The organism is Alteribacter keqinensis (assembly GCF_003710255.1).
GTDB lineage: Bacteria > Bacillota > Bacilli > Bacillales > Salisediminibacteriaceae > Alteribacter > Alteribacter keqinensis.
Window position 1 is genome coordinate 2,267,825 of record NZ_RHIB01000001.1, and the last position, 25,478, is coordinate 2,293,302.

At 46.4% G+C, this 25,478-nt stretch carries 21 protein-coding genes, 1 pseudogene and 1 other annotated feature; of the genes and pseudogenes, 9 read left to right on the forward strand and 13 right to left on the reverse strand.

The features are described from left to right. Position 1 precedes the first annotated feature (1 nt). Both ftsW and wrbA read right to left on the reverse strand, forming a co-directional pair. Positions 2-1,222 (reverse strand): putative lipid II flippase FtsW, encoded by a 1,221-nt coding sequence (gene ftsW, locus EBO34_RS10975; RefSeq protein ID WP_122898176.1) that lies wholly within the window; start codon positions 1,220-1,222, stop codon positions 2-4. Positions 1,223-1,567: 345 nt separating this feature from the next. Further along, positions 1,568-2,188, reverse strand: coding sequence for an NAD(P)H:quinone oxidoreductase (wrbA, locus tag EBO34_RS10980; RefSeq protein WP_122898706.1), 621 nt, complete (start codon positions 2,186-2,188; stop codon positions 1,568-1,570). A gap of 293 nt (positions 2,189-2,481) precedes the next feature. Here wrbA and EBO34_RS10985 point away from each other — a divergent pair, with 293 nt between their 5' ends. Continuing rightward, the gene (locus EBO34_RS10985) at positions 2,482-2,793 is read left to right on the forward strand and encodes a winged helix-turn-helix transcriptional regulator (RefSeq protein ID WP_122898178.1); all 312 of its coding nucleotides are present in this window, start codon (positions 2,482-2,484) and stop codon (positions 2,791-2,793) included. A gap of 112 nt (positions 2,794-2,905) precedes the next feature. Here the strand turns inward: EBO34_RS10985 and EBO34_RS10990 are convergent, their stop codons facing one another. The 3 genes and pseudogenes from EBO34_RS10990 to proC all read right to left on the reverse strand — a co-directional run. Further along, a complete protein-coding gene (locus EBO34_RS10990) occupies positions 2,906-4,543 on the reverse strand; it encodes a putative polysaccharide biosynthesis protein (protein ID WP_122898180.1) in 1,638 nt (545 codons plus the stop codon). 297 nt (positions 4,544-4,840) lie between these two features. Beyond that, positions 4,841-5,242: a secondary thiamine-phosphate synthase enzyme YjbQ gene (locus EBO34_RS10995; RefSeq protein WP_122898182.1), complete on the reverse strand. Its 402-nt coding sequence runs from the start codon at positions 5,240-5,242 to the stop codon at positions 4,841-4,843. Between the two features lie 76 nt (positions 5,243-5,318). After that, a pseudogene (proC, locus tag EBO34_RS11000) lies at positions 5,319-6,128 on the reverse strand (pyrroline-5-carboxylate reductase); the annotation flags it as partial. A 227-nt stretch (positions 6,129-6,355) separates the two neighbouring features. Between proC and EBO34_RS11005 the strand changes: the two are divergent. Beyond that, on the forward strand, positions 6,356-7,636 hold the full coding sequence (locus EBO34_RS11005) for a BaiN/RdsA family NAD(P)/FAD-dependent oxidoreductase (protein ID WP_122898187.1): 1,281 nt from the start codon (positions 6,356-6,358) through the stop codon (positions 7,634-7,636). A gap of 178 nt (positions 7,637-7,814) precedes the next feature. On the opposite strand, the gene hmpA is transcribed toward EBO34_RS11005, so the two are convergent. Beyond that, on the reverse strand, positions 7,815-9,044 hold the full coding sequence (gene hmpA / locus EBO34_RS11010) for an NO-inducible flavohemoprotein (RefSeq protein WP_122898189.1): 1,230 nt from the start codon (positions 9,042-9,044) through the stop codon (positions 7,815-7,817). Positions 9,045-9,223: 179 nt separating this feature from the next. Here hmpA and EBO34_RS11015 point away from each other — a divergent pair, with 179 nt between their 5' ends. After that, positions 9,224-9,667 carry an RrF2 family transcriptional regulator gene (locus EBO34_RS11015; RefSeq protein ID WP_122898191.1) on the forward strand — a complete coding sequence of 148 codons (444 nt, stop codon included), beginning with the start codon at positions 9,224-9,226 and terminating at the stop codon, positions 9,665-9,667. Between the two features lie 50 nt (positions 9,668-9,717). Here EBO34_RS11015 and EBO34_RS11020 read toward each other — a convergent pair whose 3' ends face one another. The 3 genes from EBO34_RS11020 to EBO34_RS11030 all read right to left on the reverse strand — a co-directional run bounded on the left by EBO34_RS11020 (position 9,718) and on the right by EBO34_RS11030 (position 15,413). Further along, the gene (locus EBO34_RS11020) at positions 9,718-11,133 is read right to left on the reverse strand and encodes an alanine/glycine:cation symporter family protein (protein WP_249414041.1); all 1,416 of its coding nucleotides are present in this window, start codon (positions 11,131-11,133) and stop codon (positions 9,718-9,720) included. 231 nt (positions 11,134-11,364) lie between these two features. Next, positions 11,365-13,785 (reverse strand): leucine--tRNA ligase, encoded by a 2,421-nt coding sequence (gene leuS / locus EBO34_RS11025; RefSeq protein ID WP_122898195.1) that lies wholly within the window; start codon positions 13,783-13,785, stop codon positions 11,365-11,367. A 95-nt stretch (positions 13,786-13,880) separates the two neighbouring features. Then, positions 13,881-14,105 (reverse strand) — a binding site (T-box leader). A 102-nt stretch (positions 14,106-14,207) separates the two neighbouring features. Further along, positions 14,208-15,413 carry an MDR family MFS transporter gene (locus EBO34_RS11030; protein WP_122898197.1) on the reverse strand — a complete coding sequence of 402 codons (1,206 nt, stop codon included), beginning with the start codon at positions 15,411-15,413 and terminating at the stop codon, positions 14,208-14,210. A 353-nt stretch (positions 15,414-15,766) separates the two neighbouring features. Here EBO34_RS11030 and ltaE point away from each other — a divergent pair, with 353 nt between their 5' ends. From ltaE to mnmM, 3 genes are read left to right on the forward strand one after another with little or no spacing between them, the layout of a single operon-like run. Beyond that, on the forward strand, positions 15,767-16,801 hold the full coding sequence (gene ltaE / locus EBO34_RS11035; RefSeq protein WP_122898199.1) for a low-specificity L-threonine aldolase: 1,035 nt from the start codon (positions 15,767-15,769) through the stop codon (positions 16,799-16,801). A gap of 7 nt (positions 16,802-16,808) precedes the next feature. Then, complete coding sequence (gene mnmL / locus EBO34_RS11040) at positions 16,809-17,762, forward strand: tRNA modification radical SAM protein MnmL/YtqA (RefSeq protein ID WP_122898201.1); 954 nt, start codon at positions 16,809-16,811, stop codon at positions 17,760-17,762. Then, positions 17,759-18,340: a tRNA 5-(aminomethyl)-2-thiouridylate-methyltransferase MnmM gene (mnmM, locus tag EBO34_RS11045; RefSeq protein WP_122898203.1), complete on the forward strand. Its 582-nt coding sequence runs from the start codon at positions 17,759-17,761 to the stop codon at positions 18,338-18,340. Before mnmL ends, mnmM begins: the two co-directional genes overlap by 4 nt. 166 nt (positions 18,341-18,506) lie before the next feature. Here the strand turns inward: mnmM and EBO34_RS11050 are convergent, their stop codons facing one another. From EBO34_RS11050 to EBO34_RS11060, 3 genes are read right to left on the reverse strand one after another with little or no spacing between them, the layout of a single operon-like run. Further along, a complete protein-coding gene (locus EBO34_RS11050; RefSeq protein ID WP_122898205.1) occupies positions 18,507-19,403 on the reverse strand; it encodes an AEC family transporter in 897 nt (298 codons plus the stop codon). 25 nt (positions 19,404-19,428) lie between these two features. Next, complete coding sequence (locus tag EBO34_RS11055; RefSeq protein WP_122898207.1) at positions 19,429-20,496, reverse strand: tetraprenyl-beta-curcumene synthase family protein; 1,068 nt, start codon at positions 20,494-20,496, stop codon at positions 19,429-19,431. 29 nt (positions 20,497-20,525) lie between these two features. Continuing rightward, on the reverse strand, positions 20,526-21,323 hold the full coding sequence (locus tag EBO34_RS11060) for an alpha/beta fold hydrolase (RefSeq protein WP_122898209.1): 798 nt from the start codon (positions 21,321-21,323) through the stop codon (positions 20,526-20,528). A 165-nt stretch (positions 21,324-21,488) separates the two neighbouring features. Between EBO34_RS11060 and EBO34_RS11065 the strand changes: the two genes are divergently transcribed. The 3 genes from EBO34_RS11065 (at position 21,489) to EBO34_RS11075 (ending at position 23,969) form a co-directional block, all read left to right on the forward strand. Next, positions 21,489-22,016: a gamma carbonic anhydrase gene (locus EBO34_RS11065; protein ID WP_122898211.1), complete on the forward strand. Its 528-nt coding sequence runs from the start codon at positions 21,489-21,491 to the stop codon at positions 22,014-22,016. A gap of 243 nt (positions 22,017-22,259) precedes the next feature. Further along, positions 22,260-22,799, forward strand: coding sequence for a phosphatase PAP2 family protein (locus tag EBO34_RS11070; protein WP_122898213.1), 540 nt, complete (start codon positions 22,260-22,262; stop codon positions 22,797-22,799). A gap of 24 nt (positions 22,800-22,823) precedes the next feature. Then, entirely contained in the window at positions 22,824-23,969 is a 1,146-nt protein-coding gene (locus EBO34_RS11075; protein ID WP_122898215.1) for a glycosyltransferase family 4 protein, read from the forward strand. Between the two features lie 194 nt (positions 23,970-24,163). Here the strand turns inward: EBO34_RS11075 and metK are convergent, their stop codons facing one another. Then, on the reverse strand, positions 24,164-25,378 hold the full coding sequence (metK, locus tag EBO34_RS11080; protein WP_122898217.1) for a methionine adenosyltransferase: 1,215 nt from the start codon (positions 25,376-25,378) through the stop codon (positions 24,164-24,166). Between the last annotated feature and the right edge of the window lie 100 nt (positions 25,379-25,478).

Sequence of the window (25,478 nt, forward strand, 5' to 3'; positions counted from 1 at the left end):
TTTATCTCGTAAACTGCCGAACGGGACGAAGAGGTGTGACATTCGATGAGGTCGCCGCGACTTCCTGCTCCGCATCATCGTACACTGATTCTCTATCAAGACGCTCGGATCGTTCTTTTTCAGTTTTCCTGGAGATATTTGCTAAGATTCCAAGCGACATAAAGGTTACCATCAATGATGATCCTCCGTAACTTAAAAGCGGGAAAGGAATCCCCGTGATCGGGAGAAGTCCGCTCACCGCACCTGCGTTAAAGAGAATCTGAATTGCCATCTGAAAAACGATTCCAAATGCGAGCAGGCTTCCGAATGCATCTCTGCAGCGTGCCCCGATCACAACGCCTCGCAGGATGATAACGACCATACACGCAAATACAAATAATATACCGAGAAGCCCCAGTTCTTCACTTACTATCGCAAGAATAAAGTCGGTATGGGCTTCGGGAAGGTAAAAGAGTTTTTGGACACTCTGACCAAGTCCTGCACCTGTTACTCCCCCGTGGGCAATAGCGATATAAGACTGAATGAGCTGATAGCCATCGGAGAACCCAAGTTCAAACGGATCCCTGAAACCGATGATCCGGTTCATACGGTATTCGGCTGACCGTGCATAGTAAACAAGTGCTATGGCACCAAGACCGCCGATCCACGTTAAATGAAGAAGCCTTGCTCCTGAAACAAAGACGATTAGTCCGGCAACAGCTACTATTGAAGTCGCTGTTCCAAGGTCAGGCTGAAGCATGATTAATCCGAACAGAAAGCCAACCACCACAAGGGGAGGTAGAAGTCCTTTAAATAAGTCATTTATGTAAGCCTGTTTTTTTGAGTAGACATAAGCAAGGTACACAATAACCCCAAGTTTTACAAACTCTGATGGCTGAATCCGGAACCCTCCTGCACCAATCCAGCGCTGCGCTCCGTTCACTTCAATACCAAGGGGAGTTTTCACCAGAATCAGCATCACAACCGAACCCAGCATAATCAGGGGTGTGAGCTTTCTGAAATGACGGTACGGAAAAAACATCAAAAATAAAAACAGCCCGCAGGATACAACAAGCCACATAAGCTGCCGTTCAAAGAAGTACGTATAATTTCCTTCCAGCTGATCATACCCCCGTACGAAGCTGGCACTGTATACCATGATTAAACCGAACGCCGCTACAAGCGCAATCGTCACTACGAGAACCCAATCAATATGAAACCGTTTTTTAGACGTTTCTTCCACGCCCGGTCACCACCTTTTATCATGTCATTGTTTCATAAAAAAATCTATTACGAACCTTTGCCGGTCACAAATCTCAGTTCCTCAATTATAGCAGAGTCCACCCCTGCTAGAAAGGGACTAGACGCCTGTAATCATGAGAAAATAAGGAAAAATTGCTGCCCTGCCGAGGCGTTTGTTTTTTCCGTGAAAAATGCAGTCAGATGATGGAGGATCATGTAAGGTGATGGTCGTGAGCTTTCTATCTCGCATCGAGAAGGAGGTACGAAGTGACCGGAGATTTTTTTCGGGATAACCATATGATAAAACAAAATCAAAAGCCGGCATATCTGCCGGCTTTTGATTCTATTATCCACGTAATGATTTTGATACGCTGGCTACGCGTTTTCCAAGGCGTTTGGCCATTGTAAGGTCTCTTTCATCAGGCTGATTGCTTCCATCCGGCCCTGCAACTGTTGAAGCTGCGTAAGGAGAACCGCCGATCCCATCGGTCGTGAGCTGCTCCGGGTTTTCGCCGTAAGGAAGGCCTACATAGATCAAACCAAAGTGTAACAGAGGAACGATCGTTGTGATTGCAGTTGTTTCCTGTCCGCCGTGGATTGATCCGCTGCTGATAAAAGTAGAAGTCACTTTTCCTTCGAGATCTCCGTTCATCCAAAGCCCTCCGGCTGAATCAATGAATTGTTTCATTTGAGCCGGCATGGAACCGTAGCGGGTCGGGATTCCCCAGATAATGCCGTCTGCCCATTTAAGATCGTCGTGAGTAGCAACCGGAAGATCTTCCTGATTGTCCTGTGCCTGAACATAAGCATCCTGGCCGGACATGGCATTCTTTACTTCATCAAACTCTGCAACACGGACAATTTTCACTTCTACGCCTTCAACATCCTGGGCGCCTTCTGCTACCGCTTTTGCCATTTTGTGAATGTGACCGTATGCACTGTAAAAAGGAATTAAAATTTTAGTCAATGTAATCCTCTCCTCTTTTGCTTTAAGTGTAATATGTGTCTCCCGCAATGGGAGGTGTTCCCGATACATAAGGTGATATTCCACCTTCTAACAAAAAATAAACGTCTTTTTAAAAACAAGTTAATTTACTTTTTATTGTTACTTACTTATAGTTAGTATAATATACAGGTCGCTTACTAAAGTCAAGTGAAATATGTTATAATTGTAAACAAGCGAGAGTAGTCACTGTATGAAGAGGGTATAAAAACGAAGAACTTATCTTTTCCGGTGATTACTTGAAGGAGATGAAAGCGATGGAACAACATCATCTTTGTCCTAAATTCGAATCTGCGTTTCAGCTGCTTGGCAAACGCTGGAACGGTTTGATCATACGTGTTCTAATGACAGGACCGAAACGGTTCCGTGAGATTTCAGCAGTCATTCCGAACATGAGTGACAAAATGCTTGTTGAAAGACTCAAGCAGCTTGAATGTGAAGGAGTTGTAAAAAGAGAGGTTTATCCTGAAACACCGGTTAGGATCGAATACGTCCTGACAAAAAAGGGACAATCTCTTGAACCTGCAATGGACGCCTTCCAGACATGGGCTGAAAAATGGATGAACTGACAGACCGTTCCGCACATTTGCGGGACGGCTTTTTTACGGATAAAGAGTGAAAGCGAAGTAAAGAATAAAAATAACCCGGGAGCGTATTAACGCACCCGGGTTATTTTTATATTTAGCCTTCTTCACTTACTTTGGTTTTCTTTTTCAAAAACTTAAATCGATGGCCCAAAATCATAGCGGCAAGGCCTGAACGGATACCAAGGAATCCATAGATGGCAATTCCGGCTCCGATTGTGATCGGGAGGATAACAAATGTTGATCCTCTGTTTTCCATTGGTAAAGCCAGCTGGACGAGCATGTTAACGGCCCAGACGCCAATACCCATGGCAACAGCGAAGCCGCCAATGAGAAGCATGCGCTTGAACAGAAGGTTATAGCTGTATTCGGCATATTTTCCGATTGCCCATGCGTTAACACTTATAGCGGAAGCGTACCCGAGGGCTGTAGCGTAAACTGCGCCTACAGGTCCGAACCAGCTGATGAACAAGGCATTGGTTGCGAACTTAAGAGTAATACCGGACAACAGAGCAATGACCGCATACTTTTGCCGGTTAATTCCCTGTAACAGGGATGAAGTCACAGCAAATATCGAGAACAACACGGCAACTGGTGCGTAATGGCGGAGGATTTCACCGCCGATGCTCAGGTCATCGAGACCGAACAGGGCACCGTAAGCCGGGTAGGCAAGTACTGAGAGGCCTGTTGCTGCCGGGATGCTCAAAAATAGGATGATCTGGTACGTCTGCGTGATATGGCGCTGCAGACGGTCTTTTTCATTGTTTACAAATGCACTTGTGACTGTTGGCAGAATGGCCAGTGACATAGCAGTTGCCAGGGCGACAGGTATCAAAATCAGTTTGTGTGCTGCCTGTACGAAAGCACCGAAATATTTGTCGATCTCACCCTGCTCGAATCCAAGTGAGCTTAGGGCATTATTAAATGTAAACAGGTCAATCATCTGATACATCGGGATTGACAGCCCTACAAAAGAAATAGGCAGTGCATAGCGCAGGAGCTCTTTATACATATTTGTAAGGGGGATCTGGTGATCCGTGGTGCTTTCTTCCACATGTTTCTGGAAGTTCCCTTTACGCTTATACCAGTAAACCAGCAGGACAGCCAGTCCTCCGATGGCTCCCACAAACGCTCCGAATGTGGCAAAACCTACGGCTGTTCCCAGTTCTCCATTCCACACGTTAATAATTAGAAATGTGAGAAGGAGGATAAATATGATCCGGACGATCTGTTCAATGACCTGCGAAACTGCCGTTGGTCCCATGGACTGAAAGCCTTGGAAATAACCGCGGATCAATGACATAACAGGAACGACAAGGAGTGCCACACTGACCATCCGGATAGTGAAGACTGCATCTTCTATGCTGTTTCCCTGCAGGTCACTCGTATCGAGGACGTTTGCAGCAATGACAGGCGCTAAAAAAAACAGTGCCAGAAAAGCGACGAAACCGGTAATTCCCATTACGATGAGGCCGGACTGAAACAGCCTCTGCCCCGTCCGGTAATCACCGAGTGCATTATATTTTGATACAAATTTGGATACGGCAAGGGGAATCCCGAGGGTGGCCAGACTGAGTAATACAGTATAGGGCACGTAGCCGTATGAGTAGAGTGCCAGTCCTTCAAGACCGACAATCGCCTGGAATGGAAAGATATAAATAAGACCTAAGAGTTTCGAAATAAAAATAGAGGCTGTTAATATCATCGTGCCTCTGATTAGATTACGTTCAGACATCGTCACTACCTACCTCAGCAATTTGAATTTAAACACTGCTAGCATTTTATCATACTTCTATCAGAAAATCGTGCGGGGTCTGTCCCCCGAACTTTCTTCGCGGGCTGTTGACATTTATAGAGTCCAGTTTTTATATAACACACTGGAGCACGCCGGTGTGACGTGTCCACAATTTTACATCATTGTTCGGGGGACAGACCCCAAAACTTACCCCAAAACGTTCCAAAGCGCTGAAACGAGAAAAAGAACCGGCCATGGGGCTGGTTCTTTTTCTCGTTTCGTTAGGCAGCTGTCTTATCAGCCTTCGATGGTCTTCAGGATGCATTTACGGGTACGGGGACCGTCAAATTCACAAAAGTAAATGCCCTGCCATGTTCCCAGAATGAGCCGGCCGTCTTCGATGATGACAGGCTGGGAACTTCCCATTGTACTGGCTTTTAAGTGAGATGCTGTATTCCCTTCTGCATGACGGTACTCCGGATGTTCCCAGGGATATACTTCATTAAGACGCATGAGCATATCTCGTTTCACATCTGGATCGGCATTTTCATTGATCGTGATCCCTGCAGTGGTATGAGGACAGTAAATATAGACAATGCCCACTTTGATCCCCTGCTCTTTTACATACGCTTCAACATGATGGGTAATATCTATCATTTCATCTCTTTTGTTTGTTTCCAGTGATAATTGTTTAATCAAAGCAGACACGCCCCTTAATAAGACTGTTTACTTTATATATTCCTCAATCAGGCAGCAGGGTAAACACTGCAGGAGGTTATTCCCCTCTGGCATGAGCATTGGTTGCTTTTACCGCTGCCTTTATCGCTTCTTTGTAATGTCGTTTTTCAAGCACTTCCAGCCCAGCGGCAGTAGACCCGCCCGGTGATGCCACCTGATCACGGAGGTCCTGCGGGGAATGTCCTGCAGCAAGCATAGCCGCTGAGCCACTTAACATTTTTGTCACAAGGGAACGCGCCTGTTCCGCTGTTACCCCATTTTCCACAGCCGCTTCTTCCATCGCTTCCACAAATGCGTAAACAAACGCAGGCGCACTTCCTGTAACAGCGGTTAAATCATGGACCTGCTGTTCACTCAGTTCAGCAGACTCGCCGATGGCTTCTAATATAAACGCAATCATCTCACGGTGTTGCGGGTTTACATAGTGGCCGCATGTGTAAGTAGAGATCGATTCACCTATCTGCGCTGCTGTATTCGGCATGATCCAGCACACCGGGGTTCCCTTTGGCAGACGCTCTTCCATATACGTTGTGTCAATTCCGGCAGCTACAGTGAGAACAAGCTGACCGTCAATCAATTCCCCAAGACGTTTTAAAATCACATCATGAGTTGCAGGAGGCGAAGCTAGTAAAATGACATCGTGGTCTTTCGCTTCCTCTTCCCAGTTTGAAGAGACATGGACACCATAGCGTTCTTTGAGCAACTCCAGTCGCTCTTTGTCCTGACGGTTCGTCAGTGTAATCTTTTCAATTGCCGGATTGGCCTGCTTTAAAATACCTGAAAGAACAGCTTCAGCCATTCGTCCGGCCCCTATCATTAAAATACGGGTTGGTCTCATGTCCTCTTCACTCCTTTTAGCTTTTTATAAAAATATCATGAGTTTATGATTTAGAAAAGTATGCTAGACTAAAAAATGATAAAAAAATGGAACTTTTTTATATTTTTTTATAAAAGATTGGTGCTCCCTGGATATCCTTCACTTACCGCTCGGGCGACGGTGAGGACTCAGACAGCACCTCTGGCTTCATATAGAGCAAGATAACAGTAATTCTGGAAAGAAAGCGGGTTTTACTCATGACGAATGAAAATTATGATGTGATTGTAATAGGTGGCGGTCCGTCCGGCCTGATGGCCTCAGTATCGGCTGCAGAACATGGAGCCCGCGTCCTTCTGTTGGATAAAGGAACAAAGCTCGGCCGGAAACTTGCCATCTCCGGGGGTGGAAGGTGTAATGTTACAAACCGTGCCGATGTAGAAGAAATCATTAAACATATTCCCGGGAATGGGCGGTTTATGTACAGTCCCTTCTCTGTTTTCAATAATGAAGACATCATTTCTTTTTTTGAAAACCTCGGAATCAGCCTGAAGGAAGAAGACCGTGGGCGTATGTTTCCGGTAAATGATAAGGCGATTACGGTTGTTAGAACGCTCCTTGACCGTATTGACAGTCTCAAAGTGAACGTGAAAACGAATACGGAAGTACGGGATGTTCTCTACACTGACGAAGGCGTAAGTGGGGTAGAGTTAAAAGACGGCACCGTGATCAGCGCAGCCAACGTCATCATCGCCGTGGGAGGTAAATCCGTTCCTCATACGGGAAGTACGGGAGACGGTTATCCGTGGGCAAAAAAAGCAGGTCACACAGTGACCGAACTTTACCCGACTGAAGTGCCGATCACCTGCAATGACAAACTCATCAAAGAGAAAACACTTCAGGGTTTGTCGTTACGGGACATCGAGCTGAGTGTTATTGACCCTAAAAAGAAAAAGGCGATCGTTACGCACGATGGGGATATGATCTTTACCCATTTCGGGATATCCGGGCCGGCTGCTCTGCGCTGCAGCCAGTATGTAGTAAAAGCCCAAAAGAAACATAAAGGAAGCGACATCGCCCTTGAAGTCAACCTGTTCCCGGACAAACGGGCGGATGAAGTCATTGATGATGTTGAAGGTTTTGTAAACGCAGAGCCTAAAAAGGCTGTTAAAAACTCACTTACCGGCTGGGTTCCGGAACGAATGCTTACGGCTCTTTTTGAACTTGCTGAAGTCGATCCCCAGACTGTCCAGGCAAACCTGTCGAAAGAAAACACCCGAAAGCTGGCGACTCTCGCCCAGCATTTTCCCCTATCGGCAAACGGAACCCTTTCCATCGAAAAAGCGTTTGTTACCGGTGGTGGAGTGAGCGTTAAAGAGGTACAGCCGAAAAGGATGGAATCAAAGTTTAAGCACGGACTTTTCTTTTGTGGCGAAGTACTTGACCTTCACGGATACACCGGTGGTTACAACATTACTGTTGCCTTTTCCACAGGCTATACGGCCGGCCGGGCAGCTGCCATGAATCAGTGGAAACATTAAAGAAGTTGAAGTAAAAGATTAGTTTTAAACCTTTTGCTTCAACCTCGAAGGAATGAGCGGAGCCGCTGCCCTCTTACGAGTGGGTTTCTCGTGTTGGACGGGCAGCATACGGAGCCATTGCCAAATCTTAAGTGTCTTTTTGAGTCGCCCTCTGTGCCTTTTGAGAGACTTTCCTTTTTTATTGCAGCGTGCCTCCCGGGGAGAAAAATTCAAAATGAATCTGATTCTCTGACACACCCATTTCTTTTAGCATACCGTAAACAGCTTTCATGAAAGGCCCCGGTCCGCACAAGTAAATGTCGGCATCGGAATGTGTGATGTTTTCTTCCAAGAACGTACGATCAATAAATCCGGTGCCTTTTACAAACCGATCTTTATTTTTGTTATTTCCTTCCTCGTAGCAGACAGCATACTGAACGTTACCCATTCGTTCTGCCTCTTCCCCCAAATGGGTATGAAAAGCGTGTTCTGCAGGAGTTTTGGCTCCATGAAGGTAAGTGATCTCCCGCTCACTTCCTATACCGGTAAGTTGGTTGAACATGCTCATAAGCGGGGTCATGCCTACTCCTCCGCTGATAAAAACAACAGGACGATCAGAACGCTCATTAAGCATAAAATCTCCAGCAGGCGCGGTCAGGAGAACCGGGTCCCCTTCTTGTAATTCTTCATGCAGATAATTCGAAACCGTTCCATCGGGATGGACTCCGCTGCTCTCTTCTTTTTTCACACTGATACGTAAGTAATCCTTGCCTGGCGCATCAGAAAGACTGTACTGCCTCATTTGCTTATATTGACTGTTTTCAGGCTGCACCTGAACGGAAATGTACTGACCAGGATGAAAAGGAGGTATGTCTTTTCCATCAGCCGGTTTCAGATAGAAAGACGTAATTACACTGCTTTCGGGCTTCTTTTTGTATAAAGTAAATTCCCTGAAGCCTCTCCATCCCCCTGATGGTGCTTCCGCTTCTTTGTACATATCCTCTTCTACGCTGATAAAGACATCTGCGATGATTCCATATGCTTCTCCCCAGGCTGCTATAACTTCTTCCACTTCAGGAGAATCGCCAAGAACTTCTCTCATAGCTTCAAGCAAATACTTCCCTACAATCGGATAGTGCTCCGGCTTCACGTTGAGACTGCGATGCTTGTGGGCAATTTGTTTAACAGCGGGAAGAAGTTCCTCCAATCTGTCGATATGAACGGCTGCGGCAAAAAGCGTATTTGCCAGTGCCTGCGGCTGATCGCCTTTTCTTTGATGGGTTTGGTTGAAAATGTTAAGCAGTTCCGGATGTGCCTCAAACATGTTTTTATAAAAGGTACGGGTTACTTTTTCTCCGTGCTCTTTCAGCACCGGTGCAGATGCTTTTACGATCTCTTTGGATTGGGTACTCAATGTTTTTGTGCTCATTTGATTTCACCCTCGTTTTAAATAAGTATTTTAAATACATATTAATCATATCATCAAAACCTATATTTAGAATACATATTTAAAGAATGCCTTAAAGTTGTCACAAGTTGCTTTAGTCCGGGAAATTGTAAAAAGGATGTGTTATGCTAGCGTATAATGAATGAGCGGGAGTGAGCCGAATGCAATTAACAACCTACACCGACTACTCCTTACGTTTACTTCTATACCTCGCTGTACAGCCTGAGGAAGAATTATCGAGTGTGAAGGAAGTAGCTGGAATCTATAACATTTCTTATAACCACCTTACGAAAGTGACCTATAACCTGGGGAAACTGGGCATTTTAGAAACCGTAAAGGGCCGTTACGGAGGAATCCGCCTCGCTAAAAAACCAGAAGATATTAATATCGGTGACGTGGTGAGGAGAACGGAGGACAATCGCGGATTTGTTGAATGTTTTGACGAAGGTTCAAACAAATGCATTTTAACACCTGCCTGTAAACTAAAAGGAGTGTTAAAGGAAGCCCTCGAAGCTTACTTAAGTGTACTCGATCAGTACACCCTGAAAGACCTCACCCAAAATGAAAGTGTATTGCAGCAGTTGTTTGGCCTGCACACAAAATAAGAGAGTGTCCGGAAGACAATTGCTTCCCAAGGACACTCTCTTATTCCTTTTTAACGATCCGATGATGCTTTCTTTTCCGTACCTTTTGCAGACTTCTCTACAAACAGTGTAATCTTCGGGTCGCCGCCCTTCCCTTTATAAATCCGCTCAATATAATCCTCTGTAATGGCCCTGATTTCTTTGTGTAAAAACAGAACAGGAATAATGTTAAAGAAAACAACGAAAGCGAGTATTAAATCCAGGAATTGCCAGACAAACTGAAGTCCGCCAATCGCTCCGAGGTAAATCGCTCCAATGTAAACAAATCTCATCATTTTTGCAGCCTTGAGGCCGTATAGGTACTCGGCTTGTTTTTCACCGTAAAAGACAAGTACACCGATAGTTGTAAGAACAAAGAACAGAAGGAAAACAGCGATGAAGCTTCCCCCAAAGGCGTCTCCAAATACAGACCCCACTGCCACATTGATCATATTCGAAGCATCGTTCACATCTACATCCAGCCATGCTCCTGTTGAGAGCACAGCCAGTCCGGAAAACGTACAGAGTATAATCGTATCTACAAATACACTGAAGATTCCCCAGAGTGACTGCCTTGACGGGTGGTCGGTCTGGGCAGCCGAGTGAGCAATTGGCGCCGTACCGAGACCGGCTTCATTCGAATAAAGACCACGGGCAAGACCCCATCTGAGAGCCTGGGCAATACCAGCTCCCGCAAATCCGCCGGCAGCCGAGATCGGTGTAAAGGCATGAACAAAGATCAGGCTGAACACATTAGGAAGTTCGGTAACGTTCACGATAAGAATAATGGAACAAACGAGAATATACGTGAGAACCATAAATGGTACGACCTTGTCCGTTACTTTTCCAATCCTTTTTATGCCGCCAAGGACGATGAGGGCTACCATAATGGTAATGGCAATACCCGAGATGGAAGTAGACCATCCGAATGCCCCTTCCACTTGTGTAGAAATGGAGTTTGACTGAACCATAATACTTGGAATAATAACGATCATGAGTGAAAAAGCGAACAGAGCGGCGACTTTATTCCAGCCCAGTGCTTTTCGTATGTAATATTGAGGTCCACCGACCCAAGTCCCGTCTTTGCTTACTTCGCGGTATTTTAAACCGAGAACAATTTCAGAGTACTTGGTTGCCATCCCGATGAGAGCCACCATCCACATCCAAAATAATGCACCTGGTCCACCAAGGGCTATTGCTACAGGAACACCGACAATGTTCGTTGCACCAGCAGTAGAAGCAAGGGCCGAGGTGAAAGCCTGGAACGGCGTAATCGTTCCCTTTTCATCGGGTTTTTTAAAGATCTGGCCGATCGTCTGCTTTAAGACATGGCCAAAAAAGCGAAACTGGAAGAACTTAAGGCGGACCGTAAGAAAGATTCCCCCGGTGATCAAAATAATGGATAACAAATATGTCCACAGAAAATCGGAAATTGACGCCACCCACATTTCGGTTGCCTCCAGCATCATTACCAGCCCCGTTTCATCTTTTATTCTTGTGTGATTTGAATAAATATCCCTTTCCCCTGAACAAAACAGACAAACCTAAACCTTCAAAAATTAGTAAATTAACACTAGTCCTCCCAGTTACACAATTTTACACAAAATCGTGCGGGGACAGACCCCCCTCCAACATGAAAAAGCTCCGGCACGGGGAGCGCCGAAGCTTTTGTGTGCTTGTTAATTTGCTACGATGTTTACGAGCTTGCCTGGAACAGCAATGACTTTTCTCACCGTTTTCCCTTCGACATCTTCTTTTACTTTGTCGAGGGCAAGTGCTTCTTTTTCCATTTGTTCACGATCGGCATCTTTTGCAATAACCATTTTTCCGCGAAGCTTTCCGTTTACCTGAACAACGATTTCTACTTCGTCTTCCACAAGCTTGCTTTCATCAAATGCCGGCCACGCTTCATACGTGATTGTTCCTTGGTGTCCAAGCTTTTCCCACAGCTCTTCACTTACGTGCGGGGCAATTGGAGAAAGCATTTTCACAAAGCCTTCCATGTATGCTTTAGGAAGTTTATCCTGCTTATAAGCATCGTTGATGAACACCATCATTTGAGAAATGGCTGTATTAAAGCGAAGACCTTCACAATCCTCAGTCACTTTCTTCACCGTCTGGTGATACGTACGTGTAAGGGAGCTGTCAGCTTCGTTCATATCACCGATTGCCGGATTCAATTCTCCACTGTCTGTGACCATTAAGCGCCATACACGGTCAAGGAAGCGTCTTGCGCCGTCAAGACCGGTTGTGCTCCATGCGATGGAAGCATCCAGTGGACCCATAAACATTTCGTACAGACGAAGGGTGTCAGCGCCGTGGGATTCCACAATTTCATCCGGATTGACTACGTTCCCTTTAGACTTACTCATCTTCTCGTTGTTCTCCCCAAGAATCATTCCTTGGTTATAAAGCTTCTGGAACGGCTCTTTCGTAGGTACAACGCCGATGTCGTACAGGAACTTGTGCCAGAAACGTGCGTAAAGAAGATGAAGTACGGCATGCTCGGCACCACCGATATACATATCAACCGGAAGCCAGTGCTCAAGCTTCTCCGGGTCTGCCAGCTGCTCTTCGTTGTCCGGGTCAATGTAACGCAGGTAGTACCAGCAGCTTCCTGCCCACTGTGGCATCGTGTTTGTTTCACGACGGCCTTTTTTACCCGTTTCAGCATCTGTTACATATAACCAGTCTTCTGCGTTGGCAAGAGGTGATTCTCCAGTACCTGAAGACTTGAACTCTTCCATTTCAGGCAAAGTAAGGGGAAGTTCAGATTCAGGGACGGCTTTCATTGTCCCGTCTTCAAAATGAATAATCGGGATCGGCTCTCCCCAGTATCGCTGACGGCTGAATAACCAGTCACGAAGACGGTACGTAACTTTCTTTTCACCTTTCCCGTTGTCACTGAGCCAGTCAATCATTTTTGTTATCGCTTCTTCGTTATGAAGCCCGTTCAGGAAGTCTGAATTCACGTGGGAACCGTCCCCGGCATAAGCTTCCTTCCCGATGTCTCCCCCTTCTACGACTTCAACAATCGGAAGGTCGAACGTTTTCGCAAACTCATAGTCACGTTCGTCGTGCCCTGGTACTGCCATAACTGCTCCTGTTCCGTAGCTGGCAAGAACATAGTCTGCAATCCAGATCGGTAGCTTTTCACCGGATACCGGATGAACAGCGTAAGCACCGGTAAATACACCGGTCTTCTCTTTGGCAAGCTCCGTACGCTCAAGGTCACTCTTTGTTCCTACTTCGCGCTGATAGCTTTCTATAGCTTCCTTCTGCTCATCAGTGACGATCTGGCTGACAAGTTTATGCTCAGGTGCCAGCACAACGTACGTTGCACCGAAAAGCGTATCAGGACGGGTTGTAAAAACGGTAATCTTTTCGTCAGATCCGTCGATGTCATAATGCACATCAGCACCTTCTGAACGTCCGATCCAGTTACGTTGCATATCTTTTAAGCTTTCAGGCCAGTCAAGGTCTTCAAGGTCTTCAAGAAGGCGGTCTGCATAAGCCGTGATTCTAAGCATCCACTGCTTCATCGGACGGCGTTCAACCGGATGTCCGCCACGCTCACTTACACCGTCAATGACCTCTTCATTGGCAAGAACGGTACCAAGTGCCGGACACCAGTTCACCGCGACTTCATCAATGTATGCAAGGCCTTTTTCGTAAAGCTTGATAAAAATCCACTGCGTCCATTTATAATATTTTTCATCTACAGTATTTACTTCACGATCCCAGTCGTAGGAAAAGCCAAGAGCTTTAATCTGACGGCGGAACGTGTCAATGTTGGCAAGCGTAAACTCACGAGGGTGGTTACCCGTGTCGAGTGCGTACTGCTCTGCCGGAAGTCCAAAAGCGTCCCAGCCCATTGGATGAAGGACGTTGTACCCTTGCATTCTTTTCATTCTCGATAAAATATCTGTAGCAGTATAGCCTTCCGGATGTCCTACATGAAGGCCGGCTCCCGATGGATACGGAAACATATCAAGAGCATAAAACTTCTCTTTTCCGATCTCGTCTTCAGTTTTGAATGTTTTTTCCTGTTCCCAGTACTTTTGCCACTTTGGTTCGATGTCTTTATGATTAAAAGCCACGGTGACAACCTCCTCGTTTGATATAATTCTGTGTACCTGACGCCCGTTCGGCAGTTTTTTAGTGAATACAAAAAACCTCCCATCCCTGGCGCAATTGCAGGGACGAGAGGTTGGATCCAACTTCCCGCGTTACCACCCATGATTAGTACATGTGTACTCACTTCATTTGACCTGTAACGTAGGCAATCCGGAATAAGCTCACACAAGGTTCGCAAATTCAACTCAAAGGCGAGTTCATGAATGGCACGGTTGACTTGCAGCGACCGTCAACTCTCTTTAAACGTGCTCGATTCATTACTGCTCCTCGTCATCGTCAGTTAAACATATATACTTGTTATTCTATGAACTCCCGCCCCATGTGTCAAGGCTGTTTATCTAGAGGATACACGATAATCACAGATTTTAAACGATTTTATGGAAAATTATGAAGCAGACGATTCCATGTTCCGCTGACCGACTTCTTTTTCCTTAAGACCGCGGTCATACAGGGCAGTGGTCACAAAGCTGATGAGAAACAACACAACAAGAACATAGAAGAGAACGCTCATGCCGAACAAGTCCGCCATGACGCCTCCAAAAAAGGGCCCGATCAGCCGACCTCCGGTTCCGATACTGTTTACGATTCCTTGATAGAAGCCGGCTTTCCCTTCCGGAGCAAGCTGGTGGGCAATTGTAGGAACTGCCGGCCAGACGAACATTTCACCAAACGTTAAAATGACCATGGCCACAATAAAGGCGGTAAATACATCTGCCTGAGATAACACAACATAGGCGACCATGAAAATAACGAGCCCTACATAAATCTGTGCCTTAAGAGAATGAACCCATTTCTCAATAAAGTACTTGATCAAGGGCTGGCAGAACACAATTATCGCCCCGTTAATCGTCCACAAGATGCTGTAGTGGGTTAATGGTATACCGAGATTCTGTATATGTACACTGATGGTGGTCTGCCACTGGACATAAGCAACCCAGCAAATGAGAAAACCGGCGCACAAAATCAGCAGCGCTTTAAACCGTTTCTTATTTTCTACTTCCTGCCCCTGTTCGAATACGTTCGTCGTCTGAGCCTGCCCGCTGTCCGCCTGCAGACGCCTGAAGAACAGCAATGCGAGAACAAAAAATCCGAGATACATAAGACCGTTGCCGAGAAATACGAGATCAAAACGGTAGCTTGCCAAAAGACCGCCCGATGCTGCGCCTACTGAAACACCGACGTTCTGCGCTACATACATAGCGTTAAAAGGACGCCTGCCACCTTCCGGCCAGACCGCTCCTGCCATGGCATACATGGCAGGAATGATCACACCGGCGCCGAAGCCAAGACCGAGCATCAGCACTACATACTGATAAAAATCATTAAAAAGAGCAAGCGTAAACGCACTTGCCATCGTAATGAGAACCCCGAGCATAATTGTTTTGTAACCGCCGATCCGGTCAAACAGCTTACCGCCTATTAAATTACCGATAACCCCCATGACCGCATTTCCCATTATGACAATACCGGCCACAGACAACGATTTTCCCAGTTCCATATGAATGTAGATTGTGTTTAAAGGCCATAAAAAAGATGCCCCCGTAACGTTAATCGCCATTCCGATTACGAGGAGCCAGACCGCCTTTGGCATGGGGGTCCCCCCTTACTATGAGGCCACTGAAAAAGTACAAACCAACTTTTTCACTGCCTTTATTTAAGTGGCAATGGCTCCATTCGGTTGCGCGCCTGTTACGAGAAACCCACTCATAACAGGCTTTTATAAAATGCAACCGTTCCGCTCATTGCTTAGAAGGCACTAAAAAAAGTTAAAGACCGAACTTTTTCAGTGCCTTCACTATTTCGAATATCTAAATAAATTGTAGAGCAGGAATGTAAATAAAGCAACGATCTTTTTACTCAATTTGTAAATCCCCCTCCCCTGCACCCCGGCCTGTATATATGGTAGGATTACTACTAGAAAAATCTCCACTGGAGGCTGATAACATGATCGATTTACGAAGTGATACAGTAACGAGACCGACTCCCGGGATGCGTCAGGCTATGGCCGATGCCCTCGTCGGTGATGATGTATATGAAGAAGACCCTGCGGTTAATGAACTGGAAGCCTACTGCGCCAGGCTGACAGGAAAAGAGGCGGCCCTTTTCGTTACCAGCGGCACCCAGGGTAATCAGGTAGCTGTATTAACCCATATGCGGCAGGGAGAAGAAATAATCATGGACGACCGCGCCCACGTCTTTCTTTATGAAGGTGGCGCAACTGCCGCTCTTGCCGGCGTTCAGTCCAGAACTCTCCCCAGTGAAAAAGGACAGATTGCCATTGACGATATCGCCGCCGCCGTAAGGATGAGTGATGTTCATTTTCCAGATACAGGTCTTATCTGGCTTGAAAATACCCACAATAAAAGCGGAGGATCTGTTCTTTCCCCTGATTACATGGCAAAGGTAGCGGATCTTGCAAAAGAACATCAGATTCCGGTTCATATGGACGGCGCCCGTTTATTTAATGCCTCAGTTGCAACAGGAATCCCCGTAAGTGAGATTGCAAAGCATACGACCACCGTACAATTCTGTCTGTCCAAAGGACTCGGTGCCCCCGTCGGTTCAATTCTTGCGGGAGACAGAGCTTTTATTGAGAGGGCGAGAAAATGGCGAAAACGCCTGGGCGGCGGATTAAGACAGGCCGGTGTCCTTGCTGCCCCTGCTCTTCTTGCACTAAAGAATGGCTTTAATTTTATAGAGACCGACCACGATCACGCGAAACAACTGGCCCGGGCTGTTTCTGAGCTCGACGGTTTTTATATTGAGAATACTGTAGAAACAAACATGGTTCTTGTGAATACGAAAGAAACGGGCAAAACGAGTGAAGACTGGGTGGCTGAGATGAAGCGCCAGGGCGTACTTGCCGTTCCCTACGGCCCATATACAATCCGGCTTACCACTCACCGCGACCTTGACCAGACAGCGATTAAAGATGCGATATCAGGAATCACAAAAGCCCGGCATCAGTTGAAAGGATGAACAGACGGTGACAAACGAAACACCTCTCCTGTATGGAGATAAACGATACTACACATGGAACCACCACCTGCGTCAGGAGTTTGGGGAAAAAATCTTCAAAGTACCTCTGGATGCCGGATTTGACTGCCCCAACCGTGATGGAAACGTGGCAAGCGGAGGATGTACCTTCTGCAGCGAACGGGGCTCCGGTGACTTTGCCGGAGACCGTAAAGACGACTTGGTCACGCAGTTTACTACAATCAAAGAACGTATGCATACGAAGTGGAAAAGCGGAAAGTACATCGGGTACTTCCAGGCATACACCAATACGTATGCACCAGTAGAAGAACTCCGGGAAATGTATGAAGTTATCCTGGAGCAGGAAGGTGTCGTCGGCCTCGCCATCGCCACCCGGCCGGACTGTCTTCCCGATGATGTGGTGGAGTATCTCGCAGAACTTAATGAGAGAACCTATCTGTGGGTTGAACTCGGTCTTCAAACAGCTCACGACCGGACAGGCTTGCTCATTAACCGTGCACACGATTTCCAATGTTATGTAGACGGTGTGAATAAACTGCGAAAACACGGCATCCGTGTATGCTCCCACATTATTAACGGGCTCCCTCTGGAAAACTACGACATGATGATTGATACAGCCAGAGAAGTAGCCAAGCTGGACGTTCAAGGGATAAAAATTCACTTACTGCATCTGCTGAAACGCACACCTATGGTAAAACAATACGAAAAAGGCATGGTAGAGTTTATGAGTCTCGAAGAATACATCTCCCTCGTGTGCGACCAGCTTGAAGTCATCCCTCCAAGTATGATCGTTCACCGCTTAACGGGGGACGGACCGTCAGAACTCATGATCGGACCGATGTGGAGTCTGAATAAATGGGCAGTTCTGAATGGCATAGATTCAGAGATGAAGCGGAGGAACAGCTGGCAGGGGAAATACTACAAGGAGGCGGTTGTAAAATGAAAACGTTAGAAGGCGTTCTTCCCTTTACACGCCTCCTTCTGGAAAAAGCGGTTCCCGACGGGGGGACAGCAGTCGATGCTACAGCAGGAAACGGTCACGATACTCTTTTTCTCGCCAAGCTTGTGGGCGAAACAGGCCGCGTTTTCAGTTTTGATATTCAGGACGCAGCCATCGATTCAACCGGGAAGCGTCTTAAAGCAGCCACAAAGCTAAACCTTAAAGACAGGGTCAGCCTGATAAAAGACAGTCACGAGCACGTGTTGAACTATCTGGGAGAGCCAGCCCTCGTCCATGGTGCTGTTTTTAACCTCGGCTACCTTCCGGGAAGTGATAAATCGGTGACCACCACCCCTTCGTCAACAATCCGTGCAGTTGAAAATCTCTTTTCTGCCCTGGCTCCCGGAGGTGTTATTATCCTCGTCGTCTATCACGGACATGAGGAGGGTAAAATAGAACGTGATGCTCTTCTTGACTATGTTCGCGCCATTCCACAGGAAGAAGCACACGTTCTTGAATACCGGTTTACCAACCAGCGAAACAACCCGCCGTTTATTGTGGCTATTGAAAAAAGAGCTTGATCAAGTCGATGAATAACTTGTGCAAGTCAATGAACAATTTTCAAAGTCGGTCAATAAAACGGACAACTCTATGGACAATTTCATAGTCAATCAAGAACCGCCACAAGTCGATGAATAAACTTCAATCAACGTAAAAAGCAAGCATCCACCAGGGATGCTTGCTTTTTTACCCTAAAATCATAAGCAACAATGTGAGCGTCACTACGCTCAAAATAGTAGAGATAAATGTAACACCGGACACGAGTTTCGGTTTTGCATCAAACTGAACCGCATAAATCACAATGGTCGCAGCTGAAGGCATGGCAGCAGAAACAATCAGTACTTTAGCAAGAAGCGGGTCCATTGGCATGAGAAACGTAATTCCCCACGCAATCAGGGGAGAAATAAACAGTCGGACAATGACCCCGTAGCTGATTTTCCCCCACTCAAAGTTCCCCCACTTAATGTTTGCCAGCTGCATACCCAGAATAATCATTACCGTCGGAATCGTTGCGGCAGAAATAATGTCAATAGTCTGCATCCCATTTTCCGGGATCTGAAGGTCCATCCCTTTCAAAATCACTGCTGCAACAACAGCATAGGTAGCAGGCATCCGAAACACTGCAGTGAGAGCCGTCTTCATCCCTGTCCCGCCCCGGGCAGCGTAATAAACGCCAAAAAAGTTCATAATGATCGATTGAAAAACGAGAAACGAAACCGCATAAGCAAAGCCTGCTTCCCCATATGCAAATAGAATAATAGGCGCTCCGTAATTCCCCGCATTCATAAAGGCGGTTGAGAGGATAAGTCCACTCTCCAGTGAAGAAGAATATTTCATCAGCCGTGCATAAATTTTATTCAGAATAATCAGTGCAAATAACAAAGCCATGGAAAACACAACCATGTACACATACTGCATGTCCACATCCGCTTCGTAGAACGTCTTAAAAACCAAAGCCGGTGTCATCACGTAGATGGCTACGGTCGACAACGGCCTGATATCAAGCTTCTGCCACTTTTGTACGGCAAAGCCAATGGCAAACACACAGATTACAGGTAATACGACGGAGAAAAATATCGTCAACCTCTACCCATTCCAATCCCTCATTTCAGTTACGTGTTGTTTTTTGCCGGTACATCCAGTTGTTCATGTAAAAAAACAAGCTCTCCATTCCGCCGTGTTTAAGGATCTGCCTGCTTTTTTGACGGAAAATCCGGTCTTTTTTCACCTTATCATCGGCCAGGTAAATGGCGATAAGGCCTTTTCTGATAAAACGATGAAATTGCTCATCCGGGAGAAATTCAATGCCGTTTCCCGCCTGCCGGTAAAATTCACCGAGGCGGCTTATCATTTCACTCTCGCTCTCGTAATAGCTGCAAAAGTTCAGATCCCCTTCCTGTTCATCTTCTTCCTGATCAATATAGTAATCAAGCATGATATGAAGCCCCTGCATCCACGGGAAGTAACCTTCCTTAATGTGCTCCACCTCAACAGGAGTTAATTGTCTGTTCCCCGCCGCATAGGAGGTTAAGCAAAATATGCCGAGAGTCGATCCTGCACAGGCAGAAAACTCATACCAGCTCATTTCCGGGACTGTACTGCGGTGACTCGCAAACCACGCCTCCAGCCGTGGTACACGCTCAGCCGGTGTCACGTGCTTGTGCACCTGCAAATCTCTATATAAAGAAGCAAGTTCAACATTCGCCATTTTAACAGCATGATAGGCCGGAAATGTCAGTGCTGCTTCCTGACATGTTCTAACCAGGGATTCAAGATAACCCCCGTCCTCTTTCTCCTTTCGAAAACGGTAGTAATCCCGAGGTTTTGCTCCCGGTGTCAGGGCATCAGGCATACTTTCATGAAGTGCTGCAAAGTCCTCAGGGTCCAAAGACGTACTCCGGTCACATAAATTATCAAGATAGTCACTGATCAACTGATAGGCTACAATAAAACGGATTGCTTCTACCCTGTTATTACCGGCAAGAAGTCCGTAAACAGCGCCTCCTTTACAATGAAACGCCTTTTCATCAATTCCCATCAAAGCCTGAGACCTTAATTCCGGATCCGGAATTCCTTCTGAGAACTCCCTCCACTCCTTCAGTTGTTCTCTCACAACCGGAAGTACTTTCGTATAAACCTGATACAACAGTGTCCATGAACGGGTTGGTACTGTCACAGCTATCCCTCCAATTTTACTTTTGTTATCTATAACATGTGCAAACGAACAGTTACAAATGCCAGCATATGGAGAAAAACATCTTCTTTTCCAGGTTCATTCAATACTTCATGATAAAAGTCAGACCATTCCCGATAAGCTTTATCTTCAATATCCAGTTTATTGAACCAACGCTTTACTTCTTCTTTATTCACGATCAGGTCTTCTCCCCCCTGCATCACAAAAAGAGGTAGGTTGGGAAATGCAGCAGATCCGTCATGGGCACGCTTAATTGCTTTTACCAGCTCTGCATAATAGCGGGCGCTTACATTCTTAACAAGCATGGCATCCTTCAAATCTCTCTCTCGCATCCACTCATCCCGCGTCCCCGATCCCGGTGCCAGCCCGGAAGGAAGAGAAACAGTCGGCAACAAACGGGTAAGAGATTTTGAAATGGCCCTTTTATACAAAGGTGGAATGTTGGCCAGGCCGAGACAAGGGGAGGATAAAACAAGTATATCCGGTCTCAGGGAAGACGTCACTTCCTTTTGAACAAGAATGGAAATAAGCCCTCCCATACTGTGTCCAAGCTGAATGACGGGCAGATCATACTTTTTGGCTTCTTTCATCCATGGAATAACCGCCTTAAAATAATCATCAAAGCTGTTTACATGTCCGCGTCTTCCGGTGGTCGTCCCCTGTCCGGGAAGGTCACCCATAATTACATGGTACCCGAAGTCATTAAGCCGCCGGACAACCCATTCGTAGCGCACATGGTATTCCCCTGCTCCATGAACAACCACGAATACGCCTTTTGCCTCTTTATCCTTCACTTCCCATTTCCACATCGTGTTTCACCCTTTCTTACTTACTATTATATTCCCCTTTAGGCTCCTCAGGCGTCAAGCATCACCTCTTTTATTCTGGTAAAATGAAAGCATATTCAAAAGTGAAGGCACTGAAAAAGTTGGGCTGTACTTTTTCAGTAGCCTCAAAAATTGAGAGGAGTCTGAATGATGAAAATCTATCCTTATAAAAATCATACACCTGTTATTGACGAGTCTGTTTTTCTAGCCGACGGTGTCGTTATCACCGGTGATGTTCATGTAAAAAAAGACGCAAGCATCTGGTTTAATACTGTAATCCGGGGAGACGTAGCCCCCACTTACATCGGCGAAGGCGTAAACATCCAGGATAACAGTACCCTTCACCAGAGTCCGGATAACCCTCTTGTACTGGAGGACGGCGTGACTGTCGGGCACCAGTGTATTTTACATAGCTGCACAGTTAAAAAAGAAGCCCTGATTGGGATGGGTGCAACCATTCTGGACCGGGCGGAAATTGGAGAAGGGGCATTCGTCGGTGCCGGCAGCCTCGTACCTCCGGGTAAAAAAATCCCTCCCGGCACCCTGGCTCTCGGAAGTCCCGCAAAGGTTGTACGTGAGCTGACAGAAGAAGACATAAAGGATATGGCCCGGATCCGCCGGGAATATGTAGAGAAAGGCCGGTATTACAAAGGTGTAATGAAAGGTGCGAAGTAGGAGTCATTCTTTGTATTAATGAGTTCCGGTGTTGGATTGTTTGAGGAATTCCTGACTTTTTTCAGAAATTGCATTGCCTGTCCCGATTCAGGAATCCTCCCTGGCGAACAGGATGCAAAAGGGCGTTCAGCCTCCTTTTGCATCCTGTTCTTTTTTCTTAGCAAAACCTTCACACTTCCCTTACTCTATCTTAATATTTTCCTACTATGTTTGAAGTAAAGACAATTACAGGGAGGAATTGCGTTGGTAAAATCTTTGGAGTGGATTTTTTTAACTGACCGGATGCTCTTTAAAGCCATCAACCGTTGCAAAGAGACGACTCCGTATCACATGAGTATGGGACTTCTCACTCATCTGGGCGGAGCAGTGATGACTGTCACAATCGCACTCCTGCTGTTAATCGTATCTTCTCCGGCATGGAAAGGTGCGGCCATTCAATCTGCTCTGGCCCTTATCATTAGTCACCTCATTGTTACAGCTTTGAAAAAAGGCTTTAAACGGGCACGGCCGTATCTTGTGGTTGGGAATTCATATGTCATTCGCAACCCTTTGCAGGATTCGTCCTTCCCTTCCGGACACACAACCGCCATCTTCAGTTTGGTCACACCGTATATGTTCTATTTTCCCGGACTGATTTTGATTTTGCTCCCCCTCGCTTTGATTGTCGCTATTTCAAGAATATCAATCGGGCTTCACTATCCTTCCGATGTGATAGCCGGTGCTGCCCTGGGTGTTGGCACAGCCTTTGTTTTTTATCAGCTGTGGATGGTCTTTTGGATTTGAAATGAGAATGGAGGATATCAGAAAATGAAAATCGCATTATTTACCGACACATTCACACCACAGGTTAACGGCGTTGCCAAGACACTCCAGCGGCTTGTTCAATACTTCGAACGGCATCAGATTCAGCATGAAGTCTTTGTGCCTGAAAGTGTAAAGAAAGAGCCCCTTTTTAACGGGAATATTCACCGATTTGCAAGTCTGCCTTTCTTTTTATATCCGGAATGCCGCCTTGCCTTTCCAAACCTCATCACAATCAATCAGCAGCTCCATGCCTTCAGTCCCGACCTCATCCACATTGCCACTCCGTTTAACATGGGCCTTTGCGGACTGCGCTATGCCAGGAAAAATGCAGTCCCCTTCGTTGCCTCCTATCATACTCACTTTGACTACTACCTCGACTATTACAAGCTTGGGTTTGTGATGCCCTGGATATGGCGTTACCAGCTCTGGTTTCATGAAGATGCGAAAAAAATCTTCGTCCCCTCCAGAGAAACGAGGAATCACCTTCAGAGAAAAGGATTTGAACACCTTGAACTCTGGCCGCGGGGCGTAGACTGCGACCGTTTTACCCCAGATAAAAATACAGGATCTTTCCGGGAAAGATTTAAGATCACAAAAAAGAACATTCTTCTTTACGTGGGTCGGGTAGCACCGGAAAAAGACGTGGATGTGCTGAGCCAAATGATTGATCAGATGAACCCCTTATTAAAATCCGACACCCAGTGGGTAGTCGTCGGTGAAGGTCCGATGCTTGATGAAATGAAGAAGCGTCATCCAAATGATATTTTATTTACCGGCTACCTGGACGGAGATTCACTGGCTGAAGCCTATGCCACAGCGGATCTTTTTGTCTTTCCATCATCCTCCGAAACGTTTGGTAATGTCGTCCTGGAGTCTCTCGCTTCCGGAACACCGGCAATTGTGGCAAAAGCCGGCGGGGTTCAGGAGATTGTCCAGCATAATGTGACGGGACGCATATGCGAAGTGAAGAATGTCCGCTCTTTTTCAGAAACAACGGAACAGCTTCTCCTGTCACCTGCCACCCGCCAGCTCATGGGTACGCGTGCCAGAACCTACGCCCGCTCCCAGTCGTGGGACGGTATTTTCTCAAATCTAGTTGCACATTACGAAGAAGCAACTTATAGGAAAACGAAGCAGAAGCTGGCTTGAGTGTTCCTTCGAGAGGGCGAATGGTGTCGAACGGTCGATATATCCTCTTTAAAGGTCGATAAATGACCAATAAGCTCGATAAAATTCAAATAGTGGTCGATAAATCAGGCTAGTCCGCCATCTGCTTAGCTTTTCCTAAATGCCAAAAACCCCCGATGAGCCCATCGCTCATCGGGGGTTTTTGCTATACCGTTTTACTTTCCTTCTTTAGCAAAAGCCTGTTCTTTCAGTGTTTCAGCTTTATCTGTACGCTCCCATGGAAGATCTACGTCGGTACGTCCAAAGTGTCCGTATGCAGCTGTCTGCTTGTATATTGGACGGCGCAGATCAAGCATTTTAATAATGCCTGCAGGTCGAAGGTCGAAGTTTTCACGGATCACGTCAACCATCACATCTTCGCTTACTTTTCCAGTATCGAATGTATCAATGGCAATGGATACCGGCTGTGCTACACCAATGGCATAAGCAAGCTGAACTTCACAGCGGTCAGCAAGGCCTGCAGCAACAAGGTTCTTCGCTACGTAACGAGCAGCATATGCCGCAGAGCGGTCTACTTTTGTTGCATCCTTACCTGAGAATGCTCCACCACCGTGGCGGGCATATCCTCCGTACGTATCAACAATGATCTTACGTCCTGTAAGACCAGCGTCCCCTTGAGGACCGCCGATTACGAAACGGCCGGTCGGGTTAATAAAGTACTTCGTTTTTTCATCGATCAGGTTTTCCGGAACGACCGGAGCAATGACATGCTTCTTCAGGTCTTCTTTGATTGTATCAAGGGTTACTTCCGGGTGGTGCTGAGTGGAAATAACGATCGTATCAATGTGTGCCGGCTGTCCGTTTTCATCATACTCCACTGTTACCTGTGTTTTTCCGTCCGGGCGCAGGTACGATAACGTACCATCTTTACGTACTTCACTCAGGCGGCGGGATAATTTATGGGACAAAGAAATCGGAAGAGGCATAAGCTCCGGAGTCTGGTTATCAGCATAGCCGAACATTAACCCCTGGTCTCCTGCACCGATCGCTTCAATTTCATTGTCGGACATTTGTCCTTCACGGGCTTCCAGTGCCTGGTCAACCCCCTGGGCAATGTCAGCACTCTGCTCGTCAATGGACGTAAGAACCGCACATGTTTCGTAGTCAAAGCCGTATTTTGCACGAGTGTAACCGATCTCTTTGACCGTTTCACGTACGACTTTCGGAATATCAACATATGTGGAAGTAGAGATCTCCCCAGCTACAAGAACAAGACCTGTATTCACCGAAGTCTCACATGCTACTCGTGCGTTTGGGTCACTCTTCATAATTTCATCTAATATGGCATCGGAAATCTGGTCACAAATTTTGTCCGGATGTCCTTCTGTTACTGATTCTGATGTAAATAAACGTCTTCTTTTCTCTGCCACTGCATGTACCTCCTCGACCTATTTCAATAATAGGATATGTGTATTGTAGTGACGGTACTCATTCTCCCGGCAGAATACTCAGATCCATTCATGATCCAAG

What these genes read in the sequence shown, in the direction of transcription:
- EBO34_RS10985 (WP_122898178.1), top strand. Translation starts at nt 2,482, where the DNA reads ATGGAACAACATCATCTTTGTCCTAAATTCGAATCTGCGTTTCAGCTG.
- EBO34_RS10990 (WP_122898180.1), bottom strand. Translation starts at nt 4,543, where the DNA reads ATGTCTGAACGTAATCTAATCAGAGGCACGATGATATTAACAGCCTCT.
- EBO34_RS11005 (WP_122898187.1), top strand. Translation starts at nt 6,356, where the DNA reads ATGACGAATGAAAATTATGATGTGATTGTAATAGGTGGCGGTCCGTCC.
- hmpA (WP_122898189.1), bottom strand. Translation starts at nt 9,044, where the DNA reads ATGAGCACAAAAACATTGAGTACCCAATCCAAAGAGATCGTAAAAGCA.
- EBO34_RS11015 (WP_122898191.1), top strand. Translation starts at nt 9,224, where the DNA reads ATGCAATTAACAACCTACACCGACTACTCCTTACGTTTACTTCTATAC.
- EBO34_RS11020 (WP_249414041.1), bottom strand. Translation starts at nt 11,133, where the DNA reads ATGTGGGTGGCGTCAATTTCCGATTTTCTGTGGACATATTTGTTATCC.
- EBO34_RS11030 (WP_122898197.1), bottom strand. Translation starts at nt 15,413, where the DNA reads ATGCCAAAGGCGGTCTGGCTCCTCGTAATCGGAATGGCGATTAACGTT.
- ltaE (WP_122898199.1), top strand. Translation starts at nt 15,767, where the DNA reads ATGATCGATTTACGAAGTGATACAGTAACGAGACCGACTCCCGGGATG.
- mnmM (WP_122898203.1), top strand. Translation starts at nt 17,759, where the DNA reads ATGAAAACGTTAGAAGGCGTTCTTCCCTTTACACGCCTCCTTCTGGAA.
- EBO34_RS11060 (WP_122898209.1), bottom strand. Translation starts at nt 21,323, where the DNA reads ATGTGGAAATGGGAAGTGAAGGATAAAGAGGCAAAAGGCGTATTCGTG.
- EBO34_RS11065 (WP_122898211.1), top strand. Translation starts at nt 21,489, where the DNA reads ATGATGAAAATCTATCCTTATAAAAATCATACACCTGTTATTGACGAG.
- EBO34_RS11075 (WP_122898215.1), top strand. Translation starts at nt 22,824, where the DNA reads ATGAAAATCGCATTATTTACCGACACATTCACACCACAGGTTAACGGC.